Consider the following 15,727-nt stretch of genomic DNA (forward strand, 5'->3'; position numbering starts at 1 on the left):
CGATCTCTCGTTCAGCGGGTCGGGCTGCCCTGCGGCGCGGGCTGTCGGGGCACGTTCTGGCCACCGTCGAGCGGCCCGGAGGAGTCGGCGCGCTCCCACCACCCGCGATACCAGTCGAAGGTGCGGCGCACCCCGTCGGCGAGCGCGACGGTCGGCTCGAATCCGGTCAGCCGACGCAGTTTTCCCAGGTCAGGGCAGCGTCGGGTGACCGAACCGGGCGGTGCGGGCAGCCGTTCGATGGTCGGCTTCGCCCCGGCCAGGTCGAGGACGAGTCCGGCCAGGTCGGCGATGTTGGTCTCGGCGCTGTCGTCGCCGATGTGCACGATCTCGCCGGCCGCCTCGGGGCAGGCCATCAGCCGCAGCATCGCCTCGACCGCGTCGTCGACGTGGCAGAAGGCGCGGTACTGGTCGGCGCCCCAGACCCGGAACGGGTCCTCGCCGCGCAGTGCCCGCAGGGCCATCTCGGGGATGACGTGGTCAGTGCCCATCCGGGCGCCGTAGACGTTGTGGAAGCGGCCGACGACGGCACTGCACTCCTTGGCCCGGGCGCCGTGGACGAAGGCCGCCTCGCCGAGAAGTTTGCTGACCGCGTACGCGAACCGGGGCGCGGTCACGTCCGACACCATCACCGGTACGTCCTCGGCGGTGGGTACGGGCACGATGCCGGCGTCGACGCCGCCCGCGTACACCTCGCTGGTGGAACTGAAGAAGATCCGCTCACCTGGGATGAGCCAGTCCAGCAGGTGCAGGGCGGTGAGCGTGTTGACCCGGATCACCCGGGCCGGATCGGCTTCGACGTTGCGTACGCCGACAACGGCGGCGAGCAGGTAGATCTGGTCGTACCCCCGGGGTATCCCGGCCCACGACGCCGCGCTGGTGAGGTCGGCGGAGCGGACGTCGACGGCGGGGTGGGCGCGCAGTGCGGCGATCCGCTCGTCGTCGCGGCCCCGGGAGAAGTCGTCCACGATGGTCACCCGGTGCCCGTCGGCGACCAGCCGGTCGGCGAGGTGCAGCCCGACGAAGCCGGCTCCGCCGAGGATCAGCGCGTGCATCAGCCGTTCACCTCCGCCGCGCGTCGCTGGGCTGGTGTGGTCTGGTCGACACGGGGCATCGGCAGGTAGCCGAGGCCGGCGTAGCGGATGCCGGCGGCGATGATCGTCGCTTCGTCGAGGATCCGCCACGAGTCGTAGACCAGGGCTGGTTTCGGGCCGCCGCCGGCGAGCAGCGTGTCGAGCTGGATGGCCCGGTAGTCCGGGTGGTCGTTGATCACCAGGACCGCGTCGGCGTCGCTGAACGCCTTGTCGACGCTGGTCGGCTCGCCGCCGTAGCGGTGGATCACCTCGTCGGGGACCATCGGGTCGTGCCCGGTCACGGTCAGTCCGGCCGCCCGGAAGGTTGGCATCATGGTGGCGATCGGGGTGCCGCGCATGTCGTCGGTGGGCGGCCAGCCCTTGTAGGCCCAGCCGAGAACCGCGAGCCGGCGGCCTACGGTCCCGCCACGGGTCTGGCGGAGCAGGTCGACCACCCGGTTGGCGACGTGTACGGGCAGGTATTCGTTGAGCCGCCGGGCGGCGCCGACCAGGAACGGCCCGGGTTCTCCGCCGGCACTGTTGATCATGAGGTACGGGTCCTTGGAGAGGCACCCGCCGCCGACGTAACCGGGGCGGCTCAGGTCGGGCCGGGGGTAGTCGAGGTTCGCCGCGCCGATCACCTCCAACGGGTCCAGCCCGTGCCGCTCGGCGATCAGTGCCAGCTCGTTGCCGAACGAGTAGATCAGATCGGTGTGGCAGTTGTTGGAGAGCTTGACCAGCTCGGCCGCCTCCAGACTGGAGACCGGCACGACCTGGGTGGCGAGTCCGCCGAAGAACCCGATCCCGGCCCGGCGGCTCTCCTCGTCCAACCCGCCGACCACCTGCGGCAACTCGACCAGTTCGCGCAGCGCCTGCCCCTGGATGGTCCGTTCCGGTGCCATCACCAGCCGGGCCCGCCCCCATGCGGCGACCAGCGACGGCAGCACCACCCGGCGACTGGTGCCGACCGGCACCGTGCTACGAACCACCACCAGCGTCTCCGGGCCGCACCACTGCGCGACCTGCTCGGCTGCGGCGGCGAGGTTCGTCAGGTCGGGCTGCCGGGTCCGGTCGTCCACCGGGGTGGAGACGGCGATGACCGCGACCTCCACATCGGCCGGGAGTTCGGTGCCGACAAAGACGGACCTGCCCACGCTCTCGGCGAAGACCTCCGCGATGCCGGGTTCGAAGAGATGCACCCGCCCCTGGCCCAACGCGTCCCGGACGGCCGGGGAGCTGTCCACGCCATACACCTCGTACCCCTTCCGCGCGAGCGCGGCGGCCAGGGTCAGGCCCACGTAGCCAAGTCCGACGATTCCGATCTTCCGGTACAACTCCGGCCTCCTTGATAGGACGTATGGATGGGTCGGGAACGAGGGGGGCCGGGGCGCTCATCCGGTCAGGCGGTCGCCCCGACGGCCAGCGCCGCCCGCTCCGGGTCGGCTTCGACCGCCGCTTCCCAGATCCCTCGGATCGAATCGGGCAGGTCGTACGCGGGTTTCCAGCCGAGCACCCGCAGCGCCAGGCTGTTGTCCCCGCACATCCACGGCACGGACGCCGTCCGGGCCGCCGCCGGGTCGGGGGTCTGCTCACGGATCGTCCCGGTGAAACCGGCGGTACGGGCGAGCATCCGTACGGCGTGCCGGGTGGCGACCGCGTGACCGCTGGAGATGTTGAAGACCAGATGGGGCGAGTCGGGCGCGCGCAGAACGGCCCGGACCGCGAGCGCCACGTCGCGGACGTCAACGAAGTCCCGGTACGCGCCCAGTGGCCCCAGCCCGATCTCGGGTACGCCGTTCCGGGCCGCCAGCAGCAGCGCCGCCGTCCGGCCCAGGACGTTCTCGGCGGAGAGGCCGGGGCCGATCGGGTTGAACACCCGCAGCACCGCGGCGCTGATCCGCCCGCTGGAGTGGGCCAACCCCACCAGTTGGGTGGCGGCCAGGTGGCTGAGACCGTATTCGCTGACCGGGGCGGCCGGTGCGTCCTCGGCGACCGGCGCACCGAACGGGACCGGGCCGTACTCGCCGGCGGACCCGAGCCGGATCAGCCTCGCCCCGGGCGCGCCGACCGTGACCGCCTCGATGAGTTTGGCGGTGACGAGGGTGTGCGCCCGGATCATCGCGTACCCACCGCCGGTGAGCTGACCGGTGCAGTTGACCACCGCGTCCGGCCGGGCCGCGTGCACCAACTCGGTCAGTTCGGCGACCCCGATGTCGAGCAGGTCACACTCGGCCCGCCGTGGGCAGACCAGTTCGGTGTCCGGTTCGAGGACGGAACGTACCCGTGAACCGACGAAGCCGGACGCGCCGAAGAGCAGCACCCGGCTCACACCGCCTCCCGTACCCCGGTGGGGAGCAGGGTCCGCCGGAGTTCGTCGAAGGTGCGGTTCGCCTCGTCGTAGTCCTCGGGCCGGCCGATGTCGAGCCAGTAGCCGTCGAACGGGTAGTTGGCCGGCTGCCGTCCCTGTGCGAGCAGGTCGATCATGAGCTGGTCGAAGCCGAACGGGAGCCCGGCCGGGTACGGCGCGATGGTGGCCCTGGAGAGCCCGTAGACGCCCATGCTGACCTCGTAGTCGAGAGTCGGCTTCTCGGTGAACTCGACCACCCGTTCACCTCGGGTGACCAGCACCCCGAAGTCGATTTTGACGTTCCTACGGAAGGTCGCCACGGTGAGCGGCGCACCCGACTCGCAGTGCGCCATCAGCAGGTCGGCGTAGTTGAGGTCGGTGAGGATGTCGCCGTTCATCACCAGGAAGTGCTCGGGCAGCCGGTCACGCAGACCGAAGAGCGGGCCGACCGTGGAGAGCGGAACCCGTTCCTCCACGTAGTCCACGTGCAGGCCGTAGCGGGAACCGTCGCCGACAAAAGCTCGGATCAACGCGCCCAGGTGATTGATCGCGAGCGTGACGTGGCTGAAACCGCAGCTCGCCAACTGGTGCAGGACGATCTCCAGAATCGCGTAGCTGTCCCCGATCGGCACCAGCGGTTTCGGCAGCGAGGTGGTGTACGGACGCAGGCGGACCCCTTTACCACCGGCCATGATCACCACATGCATCGCGTCCGTGCCGTCCCTTCGCAACCACCCGGAACAGGTCCTCTGTCGTCAACGACGACGCCAGCGGGGGGTCACGCAAAAACGCGCTGAGCACGCAAATTAAGTGAAACGACCCACCTAAAGCGATAAGAGCGACTAAGTGTTGGTTACCTGACAGCAGCCACGCCAGCCCCGAGCCCGGGGCACACCGACGAAACCGGATCACGGAGCCATCCCATGCCATTCGCCGCACGCCCCGCGACGCCGCACGCCCAGCCCGTGCACCGGCTACCGGGCGCCCGACGCCGTACGGCGGCCCTGCTCGCCGTCGACACCGCCGCCTGGATCGGCGGCTTCCTCACCGCCGCGTGGACCCGGTTCGAATTCGCGCTGAGCGGCCAGATGGTCACCCGGGTGCTGGTCGCCGGCCTGATCGCCAGCGCCATCTTCACCGCGTTGACCATCGTGCACCGCCGCTACCAGGGGCGGCATCCGCTGGGCAGCCGGCTTGAGGCACAGGCGCTGACCGCGGCGACGGCGGGGACCGCCCTGCTCCTCGTGATCGCGGTGCTGCCACTGGCCACCCACCCCATCCCGGCCAGCACGCCGCCGGTCGGCGGGGCGATCGCGCTGCTGCTGATGCTCGCCGTCCGTTCGGTGCACCGGCACCGGCGCAGCCGCTCGCTACGACCGAGCACCGGCTCGGCCCTACCGGTGCTGCTGTTCGGACTCGGCTCGGCCGGACAGTCCCTGCTCAAGGCGATGGTCAGCGACCCGCGCGGCAAGTACCTGCCGGTCGGCCTCCTCGACGACGATCCGGAGAAGCGGCACCTACGCCTGGACGGCGTACCGGTACTCGGTGGACAACCGCAGATCGCGGCGGCGATCAACCAGACCGGGGCGACCAATCTGATCCTCGCCATCGCCAGCGCCGAACCCGAGCTGATCCGACAGGTCCGCACCGCCACCCTGGAGGCGGGTGCCGGGTTCAAGGTGCTCCCCCCGGTGCGGGAACTGGTCGACCACCGGATCAGCGTCGCCGACGTACGCGATCTGAAGATCACCGACCTGTTGGGACGTCCGCACGCCGTCGCCAACCTCGGCACCCGGGGCGCCGAGGTGACCGGGCGGCGGGTGCTGGTCACCGGGGCCGGCGGCTCGATCGGCTCCGAACTCTGCCGGCAGATCATGCGGGCGAACCCCGGTGAGCTGATGATGCTCGACCGGGACGAGTCCGCCCTGCACGCGCTCCAGCTCTCACTGACCGGCCGCGCCCTGCTCGACGGCCCGGAACTCATCCTCGCCGACGTACGCGACGCCGAGGGCATCGCCCGGGTGGTCGCGGAACGGAAGCCGGACATCGTCTTCCACGCCGCCGCGCTCAAACACCTCACCCTGCTGCAACGGCACCCCGGCGAGGCGATCAAGACCAACGTCTGGGGCACCCTCGCCGTCCTCAGCGCATGCCGGGACGTGGCCCAGTTCGTGAACATCTCCACCGACAAGGCGGCGAACCCGGTCAGCGTGCTCGGTTACTCGAAACGGATCACCGAGAGGCTGACCGCGCACACCGCCGCCGCCACCGACGGCACCTTCCTCAGCGTGCGCTTCGGCAACGTACTGAGCAGCCGGGGGTCGGTGGTGACCGCGTTCCAGGCCCAGATCGACGCCGGACTGCCGATCACCGTCACCCACCCCGAGGTGACCCGCTATCTGATGACCGTGCAGGAGGCGGTGCAACTGGTGCTCCAGGCCGCGGCGATCGGCCGGGACGGGGAGGCGCTGGTGCTCGACATGGGCAAGCCCGTACGCATCGACGACATCGCCCGGCAACTCGCCGCACAGGCCCCCGGCACCCACCAGATCGTCTACACCGGGCTACGGCCGGGCGAGAAGCTGCACGAGGACCTGATCGGCACCGGCGAGCAGGATCTCCGCCCGCTGCACCCGCTGATCTCGCACGTGACCGTGCCGCCGCTGGACCCGATCGAGGCGAGCGCGCTGGACCCGTTCGACGACCCGGCCAAGGTGATCGAACGACTCGCCTGGCTCTGCGACCAACCCGCCGCCTTCACCTCCTCCCCCGCCCTCCTCATCCCCCGCTCCGCCCACGAGTAAGCGGAGTAAGGAAGGGCCCCTTGTTATCGCATTCGGTATAGGAAGGGCCCCCTCCTAACCGGTGCCGATGCAGGTTCCGCGTCAGAGGTGGGACACCACGTCGCGCTCTCGGTGGTCGGCGCCATGGCCGAGTTGCCGTCGTGCAGGGTGCTCCCGGTGAGGGCCACTGTCGCGCCCGGAAGACATGGTAGGCGGCAATTGGGCGGTATCTTCGGCTTACCCGCGACCCTCACACCCGGGCGCCCATCTGCGTCGCGAGGTCCGCGACCAGAGCCGGGGCGGTGCCCTTCGTACGCCGAAGGATGTCCGCCATAAGCTCGTGCGCCAACGGTCGTCCCCGGATCTCCCAGGGCGCCACCCGGTCGGCCTCGACCAGCGCGTCCCCGGCGCAGCCGGTCTCGCCGACCAGCAGATACCCCCGGGCGATGTCGAGCAGGTGGTGTGCCCGGCGCTCCGGTAGCAGCCCGGCAAGGCGCCGGTGGTGGAGCCGGTTCTCGTGGATGTCGACCGCCTCCCGCCCCTCCCCCAGCTCGATCGCAGCCGCCGCCCGATGCAGTTCCACGTTGGTCGGGCCGAAGCTGGTCCAGTACTCGTTGCGGTCCGCACCGAGATGGTTCGCCGCCTCCTCGGCGGATCGCAGCAGCTCACGTACGCCGTCGTGATCCCCGAGCCGGGCCGCCGCCATCGCCGCCTGCAACAGTGTCGACCCGTACACGGACAGCCGGGCCGGGTCCGCGATGCTCGGGTCGTGCGGGGCGAGCCGCTGCGCCATCACCATGTTCGCCTCGAAGGCCGCCCGCGCCCGTCCGGTGGCCAGCAGTGCGTTCGCCATCCTGCTGGTCGCCACCCCGGCGAGGAGTTCGTCCTCGGCCCGCAGCGCGACCGTGATCGACCGGTCGGCGGCGAGCCGGGCCGACTCGTGGTCACCGAGCTTTCGCAGCGCCGACGAGGCGATCTGGAGCACCTGACCGAGCAGGCTCGCCGCCTGCCGGCCGGTGTCGCCGGTGTGGCACGCGTCCGCCGCCTGGGTGTCCCGCAGCAGTCCCGGCAACGCGCGGGTGAGCACGCCGTAGCGCGCGTACTGGTAGGTCAGCCAGGCGTGGTTGACCGACCGGGCCAGCTCGGGCAGCGGTGGACCGGAGCCGGTGGCCCGGCCGAGGTAGGCGGCGGGGGCGCACCGGTCCAAGGCCAGGCGGAGATCGTCCAGCTCACGCTGGTCGTAACTTCCGGTCGGGCTGGACCTGCGCTCCGGGTCACGGTTGAGCAGCATCGCCACGTCGATCTGGAGCACCACGGCGATCTGGTGGAGCAGGGAGAACTTGTCCAGCCGCCGGTCGCCCCGCTCGATCTTGTCGACCCAACTCTTCGACCGGCCGATCCGGTCGGCGAAGACCTGCTGCGACATCTTCCGCTGCCCACGCCAGTAGGCGACCCGGCGCCCGATCGGCAGCTCGTCCATCAGGCGGTCGGGTTGCGGCGGATCCGACCGGACACCCCGATCGAAAAGAATTCGAGCGGCTCGGGGGGCGTCGGTGTGTCGAACCGGCCTCGGTTCCGGGCCCGGTGGCGGTTATCGGGCTCGGAAGGCAGGTCAGGCGTCAGCTCGCGGGGGGCGGTCGCCGGTGTATCCGAATCCGTCGTCGTCTCCGGTTCGCGTTCGCGGTTGGCCATCGCACTCTCCCTCTCGTCGTCGACAGGAGCCGCCCCGATGCTGAGCGGGGAGGCCGGAGCGGCCCTGTGGTCACGCCCGGGCGAGATCGCCTGCCGACGAATCCGAGCACTTCCGCTAGTGACACTCTGTTGTGGAAACCCCAACTTCGCGGAGTGGTTACGCCCAGCAATGGCCCGGTTTGATCCGCGACCAACAGGTGAGACGGAGGCAGGCGGACGACGGCAACGAGTACGCGGTGGTCAGGCTCGGGGTCGACGCCTGGTCCGGCCGGACACCCCGATCGCGAAATTCTGGTGTGGCCCCGCACCCTTGCCGGCACTGAGCGTCGAAGGGGCTCGTCCGGCAGGCGAAAAGGTCTCGGGTCCCGCCTGCTCGACCTCGACCTCGATCTCGACGTCGGGCTCGATCTCGACGTCGGGCTTCACAGACGTCGAGCCTGCCGCCGACGCTCCATCCTTAGTGGACATCGTTGTCCTCCCTGTGCGGTGGAGCGCTGCTCCCGTACGAACCTAGGAAACCCTAGATCCAAACCCGCTCCGGCCGATCGTTCGACGCGGATCTTGATGAAGACTTGAGCCTCCCCCGTCGACAGCCTCGGCGCCCCGAGTTCGGATGGAACGGACGACTCGGGCGCGGCGATCAGGATGGCCGAGGTGTGGTCCAACTCTCCGAATTCGCGTACGCCCAGTTCACGGCCCTCGGATAGCCTTGCCCCCGGCGAGGACCAGCCCCCATCGGGAGAAATGACGACAATGACCCTGATGCCGACTGAATACAACATTCCGGATAACGCGGTATGGCAGTCGCTGACCGGTCGACACGCCCGGTTCGCCGAGTCGCACGGTCGGGCCGTCCGGTACCAGCCTGACGTGTCACCGTTCTCGGCCGTCGAGGACTGGTCCGACGAGCGGGCTTGGGCCGACCTGGCCGAACTCGCCGGCCCGGGGACGACCGTCGTCGTCGCGGGCGTCGGTCTGACGCTCCCCATCGGGTGGGAGGTGCTGTGGCACGGCGAACGGTTGCAACTCGTCGATGTCGCCGTTGACGCAGCCGACGACGCCGAGGCCGTGACGCTCACCGCCGACGACGTACCGGAGATGCTCGATCTGGTCGCCCGTACCTTGCCGGGACCGTTCGCCCCGCGCACCGTCGAACTCGGGACGTACCTGGGAATCCGACGCGACAGCGCCCTGGTGGCGATGTCGGGCGAGCGACTCCAGGTACCCGGCATGACGGAGATCAGCGCGGTCTGCACCGATCCGGCCCACCGGGGTCAGGGACTGGCCAGCCGACTGATCAGGGCGTCGGCGGCCGAGATCCGCCGTCGGGGCCAGACACCGTTCCTGCACGTCGCCGGCCACAACCTCAACGCGATCCGACTGTACGAGTCGATGGGCTTCAAGGTCCGTACCTCGATCACCTTCGCCTCGATCCGTACGCCGGCAGTCTCCGCCTGACGACGCGGCGGACAACCTCACCCGGAGCGAGCCGAGGATCAGCTCAAGCGCGAAGTCGTCGACCTCGGCCCGGGCCGAACCAAGCCCGCTGAGCCGGCTACGGATCCGCAACCGTCAGGTGCTGCCGCCGCCGGGCGAGGAGGCGGCAGCGGCCCATCCGTACACGGTGGAGGGTCGGCGGACGGTCGAACGGATCCGGCAGACGTACGCGCTGGGCTCACCGGAGACGGTCCGGGCCCAGCTCACCGAGGTGGTACGCCGGACCGACGCGGACGAACTGATGCTGGAGACGATGGTCTACGACCCCAAAGACCGGGTCCGATCCCACGAACTGATCGCGCGTTAGGCACCATGCCTATGTGCATGCCCCCGAACCCCTGACCCCCGCAGCCCCACTCATCCGGCCGGCCACCCCCGCCGACGTCGACCTGCTGCACCGCCTCATCGTGGAACTCGCCGAGGCGGAGCGGTACCCGGGAGCGGTCACCGCCGAACCGGAGGACCTGACAAAGAGCCTCTTCGGTACGGAACCACCGCTCGCCGAGGCGGTCGTGGCGGTCGTGAAGGGGGAACCGGCCGGGTTCGCCCTGTTCTACCCGACGTACAGCACCGTCCTGGGGCAGCCCGGCCTACACCTGGAGGACCTCTACGTCCGCCCCGAACACCGTGGCGGTGGCCTCGGGCGGGCGCTGCTCGGACACCTCGCCGCCCTGGCCGTACAACGCGGCTGCGCCCGGCTCGAATGGTGGGTGCTGCGCGACAACGAACCGGCCCTGCGGTTCTACGACCGGCTGCACGCGCGGGGCCTGCACGAGATCGAGGTACGGCGACTCGACGGCGACGTGCTGCGGCACCTGGCGGCGACGTACTCCCGTAGCTGACGCCTGTCCCACGCCGACGGGTGCCTGTCGGAGCGCTCGGTCAGTGCCCGGCGGAACCGGGGTACAACAACCGATCGAATCATTGACACGTCTGATCCGGCGCAGGAGGCTCGCGCGTAGAGATCCTTCGAACGAGGGGGCGCAATGCGCAAAACACGGCTGGCGATCGCCGGCGTGTTCACATTGGTCGGCGTCATGGTGCTGACCACACCGGTCAGCGCGGCACCACCGGCCGCGCCGGGCGGTGGCAACAGCAATCTTGAGGTGTACGTCGGCTCGGCCGACGCCAAGCAGCTCGACGTGCTCCGAAATAGTGGTGTCGACGTCGGCCACGCGGTCGGCGAGGTCGACAAGTCCGGCAAGTCCGCGGTACAGGTGGTGCTGACCAAGGAACAGGCCGCCAAGTTGGCCACCGAGGGCGTGCCACTGTCGGTCAAGAAGGTACGCGGTAAGGAGGCCTCCCGGGCGCTGCGCGAGCAGTCGTCCAAGGGCTGGTCGGCGTACCGGTCCTACAGCGAACCGGGCGGTATCCGCGACGAGATCACCTCGACGGCGGCCCGGTTCCCGAGGCTGACCAAGGTAGAGACGATCGGCAAGACCACCCAGGGCAAGCCGATCCTCGCGATCAAGGTGACCAAGAACGCCAAGAACGTCGAGGACGGCAAGCGCCCGGCCGTGCTCTACGGCGCCGCCCAGCACGCTCGTGAGTGGATCACCCCGGAGATGACTCGCCGGCTGATGCACCTGGTGCTGGAGAACTACGGCACCGACCCGGAGATCACCCAGCTGGTCGACACCACCGAGCTGTGGTTCCTGCCGGTGTCGAACCCGGACGGGTACGACTTCACCTTCACCCCGGGCAACCGGTTGTGGCGCAAGAACCTGCGGGACAACAACGGCGACGGTCAGATCACCAGCGGCGACGGTGTCGACCTGAACCGGAACTTCTCCTACAAGTGGGGCTACGACAACGAAGGATCCTCGCCGGATCCGTCGAGCGAGACCTACCGGGGGCCGGGCCCGAACTCGGAGCCGGAGACGAAGGCGCTCGACGGGCTGTTCCGCCGGGTCGGCTTCGAGTACTACATCAACTACCACTCCGCCGCCGAGCTGCTGCTCTACGGCGTCGGCTGGCAGGTGGAGACCCCCACTCCGGACGACCTGATCTACAAGGCGCTGGCCGGTGACGACGCCCACCCGGCGATCCCCGGCTACGACCCGGACATCTCGGCCGAGCTGTACACCACCAACGGCGACACCGACACGCACGCCACGGTCCGCTACGGTGCGCTCGGCTTCACCCCCGAGATGACCACCTGCGAGACCGCCTCGAACTCCGACCCGAACGACGAGTGGCTGGCCGAGGACTGCGCCAGCGGCTTCAACTTCCCGGACGACGAGGACCTGATCGCCGCCGAGGTGGCGAAGAACGTCCCGTTCGCGCTCGCCGTCGCCAAGTCCGCCGCGACCCCGGACAACCCGGTCTCGGTGGTCGGACGCAGCACGCCGGACTTCGAGATCGACAAGTTCGACGTCTCCTACGGCACCCGGCAGCCGGTGGCGGCCATCGCCCGCCGGTCGCTGAAGAACGTCCAGATGCACTACGTCGTCAACGGCGGCCGGCCGAAGTCGGTCGAGGTCAAGGAATGGCGTGGTGGGGAGCGGTACGGCAACACCCACGACGACTACTTCGCCGAGGCGCGCGGAATTGTGACCGGCACCAAGCCCGGTGACCGGGTGGAGGTCTGGTTCACCGGCACCAAGCCCAAGGGTGGCGGCCCCACCGCGAGTGAGCACTTCACGTACCAGGTGAGCACCGACATCGGCGGTGACGTGCTGGTGCTGGCGGTCGAGGACGTCACCGGGCCGAGCCCGGTCCAGACCGGCACCAGCGCCAAGTACGCCGACGAGGTGGCCGCCGCGCTGAGCGCCGCCGGCAAGACCAGCGACGTCTACGACTTCGACACCCGGGGTCGGAAGGCGCCGCACCCGCTCGGGGTGCTCTCGCACTACGACGCGGTGGTGTGGGAGACCGGCGACGACGTGATCCTGCGGGCGCCGGGGCAGGTTCCCGGCACCACGGCGAGGGCCGCGTTCGAGACCGAACTGGCCGTTCGGGACTATCTCAACGAGGGTGGCAAGCTGCTCGTCAGCGGGAAGAACGCGCTGCTGGCACAGTCGGCGAACGGCTCGTACTACTACGCGCCGGGGGCCCCGCCGGAGTGCGCCGCACCGGGCGGCGCCTGCCTGCCGATCCTGAACGATTTCCAGCAGTACTACCTCGGCGCGCACACGTACGTCAGTGGCGGTGGCCAGGACGGTGACGGGAACCCGTACCCGGTGGTCGGCAACGACGGCCCGTTCTCCGGGTTCAACGGCACGCTCAACGCGCCGGGCTCGGCCGCCAACCAGGATCACACCGCGTCGTTCCTGTCCACGTCGAGCTTCCTGCCGCCGGACCAGTTCCCGCAGTTCGCCAGCTCCGCACCGGTCGGCTGGGGTCGGCCGGGCGGCGCGCCGTTCGACCCGCACACGGGTGACTGGTACGTGTTCAGCGGCCAGTCTGACGTGTCGTACAAGCGGCTGACCCGGACCGTCGACCTGACCGGAGCGACCAGCGGCGAGCTGCGCTTCTTCATGTCGCACGACATCGAGGCGAACTGGGACTTCGCCTTCGTCGAGGCGCACGAGGTCGGCACCGACAACTGGACCACGCTGCCGGACGCCAACGGTCACACCGGCACGGCGACCGGCGACAGCTGTGGCTCGGGTTGGGTGGACGCACTGCACCCGCAGCTCGCCCACTACATCGGCGCCGACTGCTCGCCGACCGGCAGCACCGGCACCTGGAACGCGGCGACCGGCGCCTCCGGTGGCTGGCAGGAATGGTCGGTCGACCTGTCGGCGTACGCCGGCAAGCAGGTCGAGCTCTCCATCTCGTACGCCTCCGACTGGTCCACCCAGGGCCTTGGCGCGTTCGTCGACGACGCCAAGGTGATCAGGGATGGTGTCACCATCGCGGAGACGTCGTTCGAGACGGACCTGGGTGGCTGGACGGTGGCGGGACCGCCGGCCGGTTCCGTGCCCGCGTCCAACGACTGGGCGCGTAGCCAGAAGGCATTCGAGGAGGGTTCCGTGGTGGTCACCCCGGACACCGTCTACCTCGGCTTCGGTCTGGAGGGGCTGGCCCCGGCGGCCCGGAACGACCTCGTCGCCCGCTCGCTGGACCACCTCCTGGGCGGCAACCAGTAAGTGGTGACCGAGAACAGGTGACATGACGTCGGGGGGGGGGGGGGGCGCCCCCCCCCCCCCCCCCCGACCCCTTGTCCCGCTCGCGGCAGCCGGCCGCTCAGCTAATGATCTGGTACGCGAACTGCACCTCAAGCCCCTGCGCGGCGGCGGCGCCGGTGACCCTCAGTTGGAGCCGCTTCGGCCCGCCGACACCGTCGAGGGCGTACGGCGGGTTGACGTTCGTCGACTGGAGCTGCGTCGAGACCGCGATCGTCGGACCGCCCGCGCTGGCCCCGTCCGCGTCCAGCCGTACGGTGCAGCCACCGGCGGCGAGTTTCCGGGTGACCTTGGTGATCCGGATGCGCTGGCCGTCCAGGTAGAGGAAGTTGCGGAAGTCGTAGAGCCCGTCCGCGACCGGGCCGACAATCTGGGCGCTCAACCAACCGTCGATCTGCTCGACGCCCTTGTTGCCGACAAACCGGGTCTGCGCGGACTGCGCCCCGGTGTTGAGGTACGCACCGGTGGTGTTACCGGCCAGGTCGTTGCTGCTGACCAGTACGTCGGTCGCGTCGTTGACGATCCCGTAGTCCTGCCGGGAGATCCCGTCGGCGAGGGGGCCGATCACGTTGCCCGTGATCACCACCCGGGACGCGGTCGACCGGATGTTGATCCCGGCACCGTGCCGGTACGCCGACCCGCCGCCCGCGTACGCCCGCTCGAACCTGACGCCGACCAGGTCGAACTCGGTCGGGCTGACCACGGTGATCCGCCGTTTCCCGTTCGCCTCCGTGCTGCCGGTGACGTCGGAGACGGTGATCCGGTCCTCGGTCTCCCAGCCGTGCGGGACCGCGGTGGTGACCCGTACGTCGCCGGACGGGTTCGCGGCGACCCGCTCGACCGCCCGGGAGAAGGCGGTGTGGGCGGTCCGACCGTTGTTGCCGATGAGGCAGCCGGTGACGGTGACCCGGGTGGAGGCGATGTCCAGCCCGTTGCGGCCACATCCGCGCAGCACGCAGCCGACGAAGGTGGCGCTGCCGACGAAGCCCGGCCCGATCTTGACGTCGTCGTGCTCGTTGTCGGCGGAGATGTACGTGTTGGCGAAGTGGACCTGCGCCCCGGCTTCCAGCAGCACCGGGACACCGTGCCCGTTCTCGAAGCCGCCGCCCTCGAAGTAGAGGAACTTCGGCGTGTTCTGGCCGGTGGTGTTACGCAGCCAGAGGCCGTGCCGTCCGAACAGCAGGGCGGTGGAGATGAACTTGATCGACCCACCGAGTCCGTCGATGACCAGGTTGTCGGTGTTGTTGTTGCCGGTGCCGGCGGCGATGCCGCACTCCACGAACTCGACCGGGTCGGCCCGGCTGCTGTCCCCGACCCCGTTGAGAAGGATGACCTGCTCGCCGACGAAGCCGTTCCACACGCAGTTGACGAACCGGACCGTGTTGCAGGCCCGCAGGGCCATGCCGTTGTAACCGTCGCGGAACCGCACGTTGGCGAAGGAGAGCATGTAGTTGCCGTCGGTGCCGGAGCGTTCGGTGGCGAGCAGGTAGCCTCCGGTGAGCCCTTCGCCCCGGACCTGTAGGTCGCGCATCCCGCCGCCCCTGGCCCCGCTGAGCCGGAACCCGTCGGCGGTGCCGGTCGCGACGACGTACTGGGTGGAGTAGTCGACGTTGTCGGTGGCGCCGGCGCCCTGGAACGTGATCGGCACCCGGTCCACCGTGACGGTCTGCTCCAGCCGCACCTTGCCCGGCCCGGCCTCGATGAAGCCACCGGTGGGAAGTGCGTTCACCGCCTCCTGGACCAGGGGTGAGTCGTTCCCGGTGCCGCGCCCGGTCCAGCCGAACCAGGCCAGGTCGAGCCGGTTGGTGGCGGGACGCTTCCAGCGGCCGGTGGCAACGCCCTCGACGGCGAAGACGGTGCCGCCGTTGTCCCGTTCGGTGCTGGCCGCGTCCCAGTAGAGATCGCCGCCGCCCCGCCCGATCTGGTCGCCGTGGTAGGCCAGCAACCACACCCAGTGGCCGGCGCTGCCCCGGGTACGACGCAGTTGCGCGACGGTGTCGACCGGGTCGCCCTGCGGCGTTCGCTTCGCCGGGCGGCGGTCGTCCTCCGGCCGCCTCGACCCGGCCTGGGCGGCCGACGGGGCGAGGAGCTGCCCGCCGGCCGCGACCATGCCGGCCAGCCCCAGGGCGGAGAGGGTACGGCGGCTGAGCGTGCCACCGACCGGTTCGTGGGCGGCGGGGTGGGACTCGTTCTCCTTCTTCACCTGTT

Annotated in this window: 11 protein-coding genes; 5 read left to right on the forward strand and 6 right to left on the reverse strand. The window is 70.0% G+C overall.

Annotation, left to right across the window (positions count from 1 at the left end):
• Positions 1-11: 11 nt before the first annotated feature.
• From ACIBF5_RS12540 to ACIBF5_RS12555, 4 genes are all read right to left on the reverse strand, one after another.
• Positions 12-1,052 (reverse strand): NAD-dependent epimerase/dehydratase family protein, encoded by a 1,041-nt coding sequence (locus tag ACIBF5_RS12540; protein ID WP_396810941.1) that lies wholly within the window; start codon positions 1,050-1,052, stop codon positions 12-14.
• On the reverse strand, positions 1,052-2,404 hold the full coding sequence (locus ACIBF5_RS12545) for a nucleotide sugar dehydrogenase (RefSeq protein WP_396810943.1): 1,353 nt from the start codon (positions 2,402-2,404) through the stop codon (positions 1,052-1,054). The genes ACIBF5_RS12540 and ACIBF5_RS12545 overlap by 1 nt, the downstream gene beginning before the upstream one ends.
• Before the next feature lie 65 nt (positions 2,405-2,469).
• Positions 2,470-3,399, reverse strand: a complete 930-nt coding sequence (locus tag ACIBF5_RS12550; protein ID WP_396810946.1) for an NAD-dependent epimerase/dehydratase family protein — start codon at positions 3,397-3,399, stop codon at positions 2,470-2,472.
• Positions 3,396-4,109 (reverse strand): sugar phosphate nucleotidyltransferase, encoded by a 714-nt coding sequence (locus ACIBF5_RS12555; protein WP_396810948.1) that lies wholly within the window; start codon positions 4,107-4,109, stop codon positions 3,396-3,398. Before ACIBF5_RS12555 ends, ACIBF5_RS12550 begins: the two co-directional genes overlap by 4 nt.
• A 231-nt stretch (positions 4,110-4,340) precedes the next feature.
• Here ACIBF5_RS12555 and ACIBF5_RS12560 point away from each other — a divergent pair, with 231 nt between their 5' ends.
• The gene (locus tag ACIBF5_RS12560; protein ID WP_396810949.1) at positions 4,341-6,221 is read left to right on the forward strand and encodes a polysaccharide biosynthesis protein; all 1,881 of its coding nucleotides are present in this window, start codon (positions 4,341-4,343) and stop codon (positions 6,219-6,221) included.
• A 229-nt stretch (positions 6,222-6,450) separates the two neighbouring features.
• On the opposite strand, the gene ACIBF5_RS12565 is transcribed toward ACIBF5_RS12560, so the two are convergent.
• On the reverse strand, positions 6,451-7,680 hold the full coding sequence (locus tag ACIBF5_RS12565) for a helix-turn-helix domain-containing protein (RefSeq protein WP_396810952.1): 1,230 nt from the start codon (positions 7,678-7,680) through the stop codon (positions 6,451-6,453).
• Positions 7,681-8,654: 974 nt separating this feature from the next.
• Between ACIBF5_RS12565 and ACIBF5_RS12570 the strand changes: the two genes are divergently transcribed.
• The 4 genes from ACIBF5_RS12570 (at position 8,655) to ACIBF5_RS12585 (ending at position 13,483) form a co-directional block, all read left to right on the forward strand.
• Positions 8,655-9,350, forward strand: a complete 696-nt coding sequence (locus ACIBF5_RS12570; protein ID WP_396810954.1) for a GNAT family N-acetyltransferase — start codon at positions 8,655-8,657, stop codon at positions 9,348-9,350.
• A 118-nt stretch (positions 9,351-9,468) separates the two neighbouring features.
• Positions 9,469-9,696 (forward strand): hypothetical protein, encoded by a 228-nt coding sequence (locus tag ACIBF5_RS12575; RefSeq protein ID WP_396810956.1) that lies wholly within the window; start codon positions 9,469-9,471, stop codon positions 9,694-9,696.
• A gap of 13 nt (positions 9,697-9,709) precedes the next feature.
• Positions 9,710-10,231 carry a GNAT family N-acetyltransferase gene (locus tag ACIBF5_RS12580; protein ID WP_396810958.1) on the forward strand — a complete coding sequence of 174 codons (522 nt, stop codon included), beginning with the start codon at positions 9,710-9,712 and terminating at the stop codon, positions 10,229-10,231.
• A 144-nt stretch (positions 10,232-10,375) separates the two neighbouring features.
• Entirely contained in the window at positions 10,376-13,483 is a 3,108-nt protein-coding gene (locus ACIBF5_RS12585; protein ID WP_396810960.1) for a M14 family zinc carboxypeptidase, read from the forward strand.
• A 97-nt stretch (positions 13,484-13,580) separates the two neighbouring features.
• On the opposite strand, the gene ACIBF5_RS12590 is transcribed toward ACIBF5_RS12585, so the two are convergent.
• Positions 13,581-15,722 (reverse strand): hypothetical protein, encoded by a 2,142-nt coding sequence (locus ACIBF5_RS12590; protein ID WP_396810962.1) that lies wholly within the window; start codon positions 15,720-15,722, stop codon positions 13,581-13,583.
• Positions 15,723-15,727 lie beyond the last annotated feature (5 nt).

It is taken from the genome of Micromonospora sp. NPDC050417 (assembly GCF_044458865.1).
GTDB lineage: Bacteria > Actinomycetota > Actinomycetes > Mycobacteriales > Micromonosporaceae > Micromonospora_G.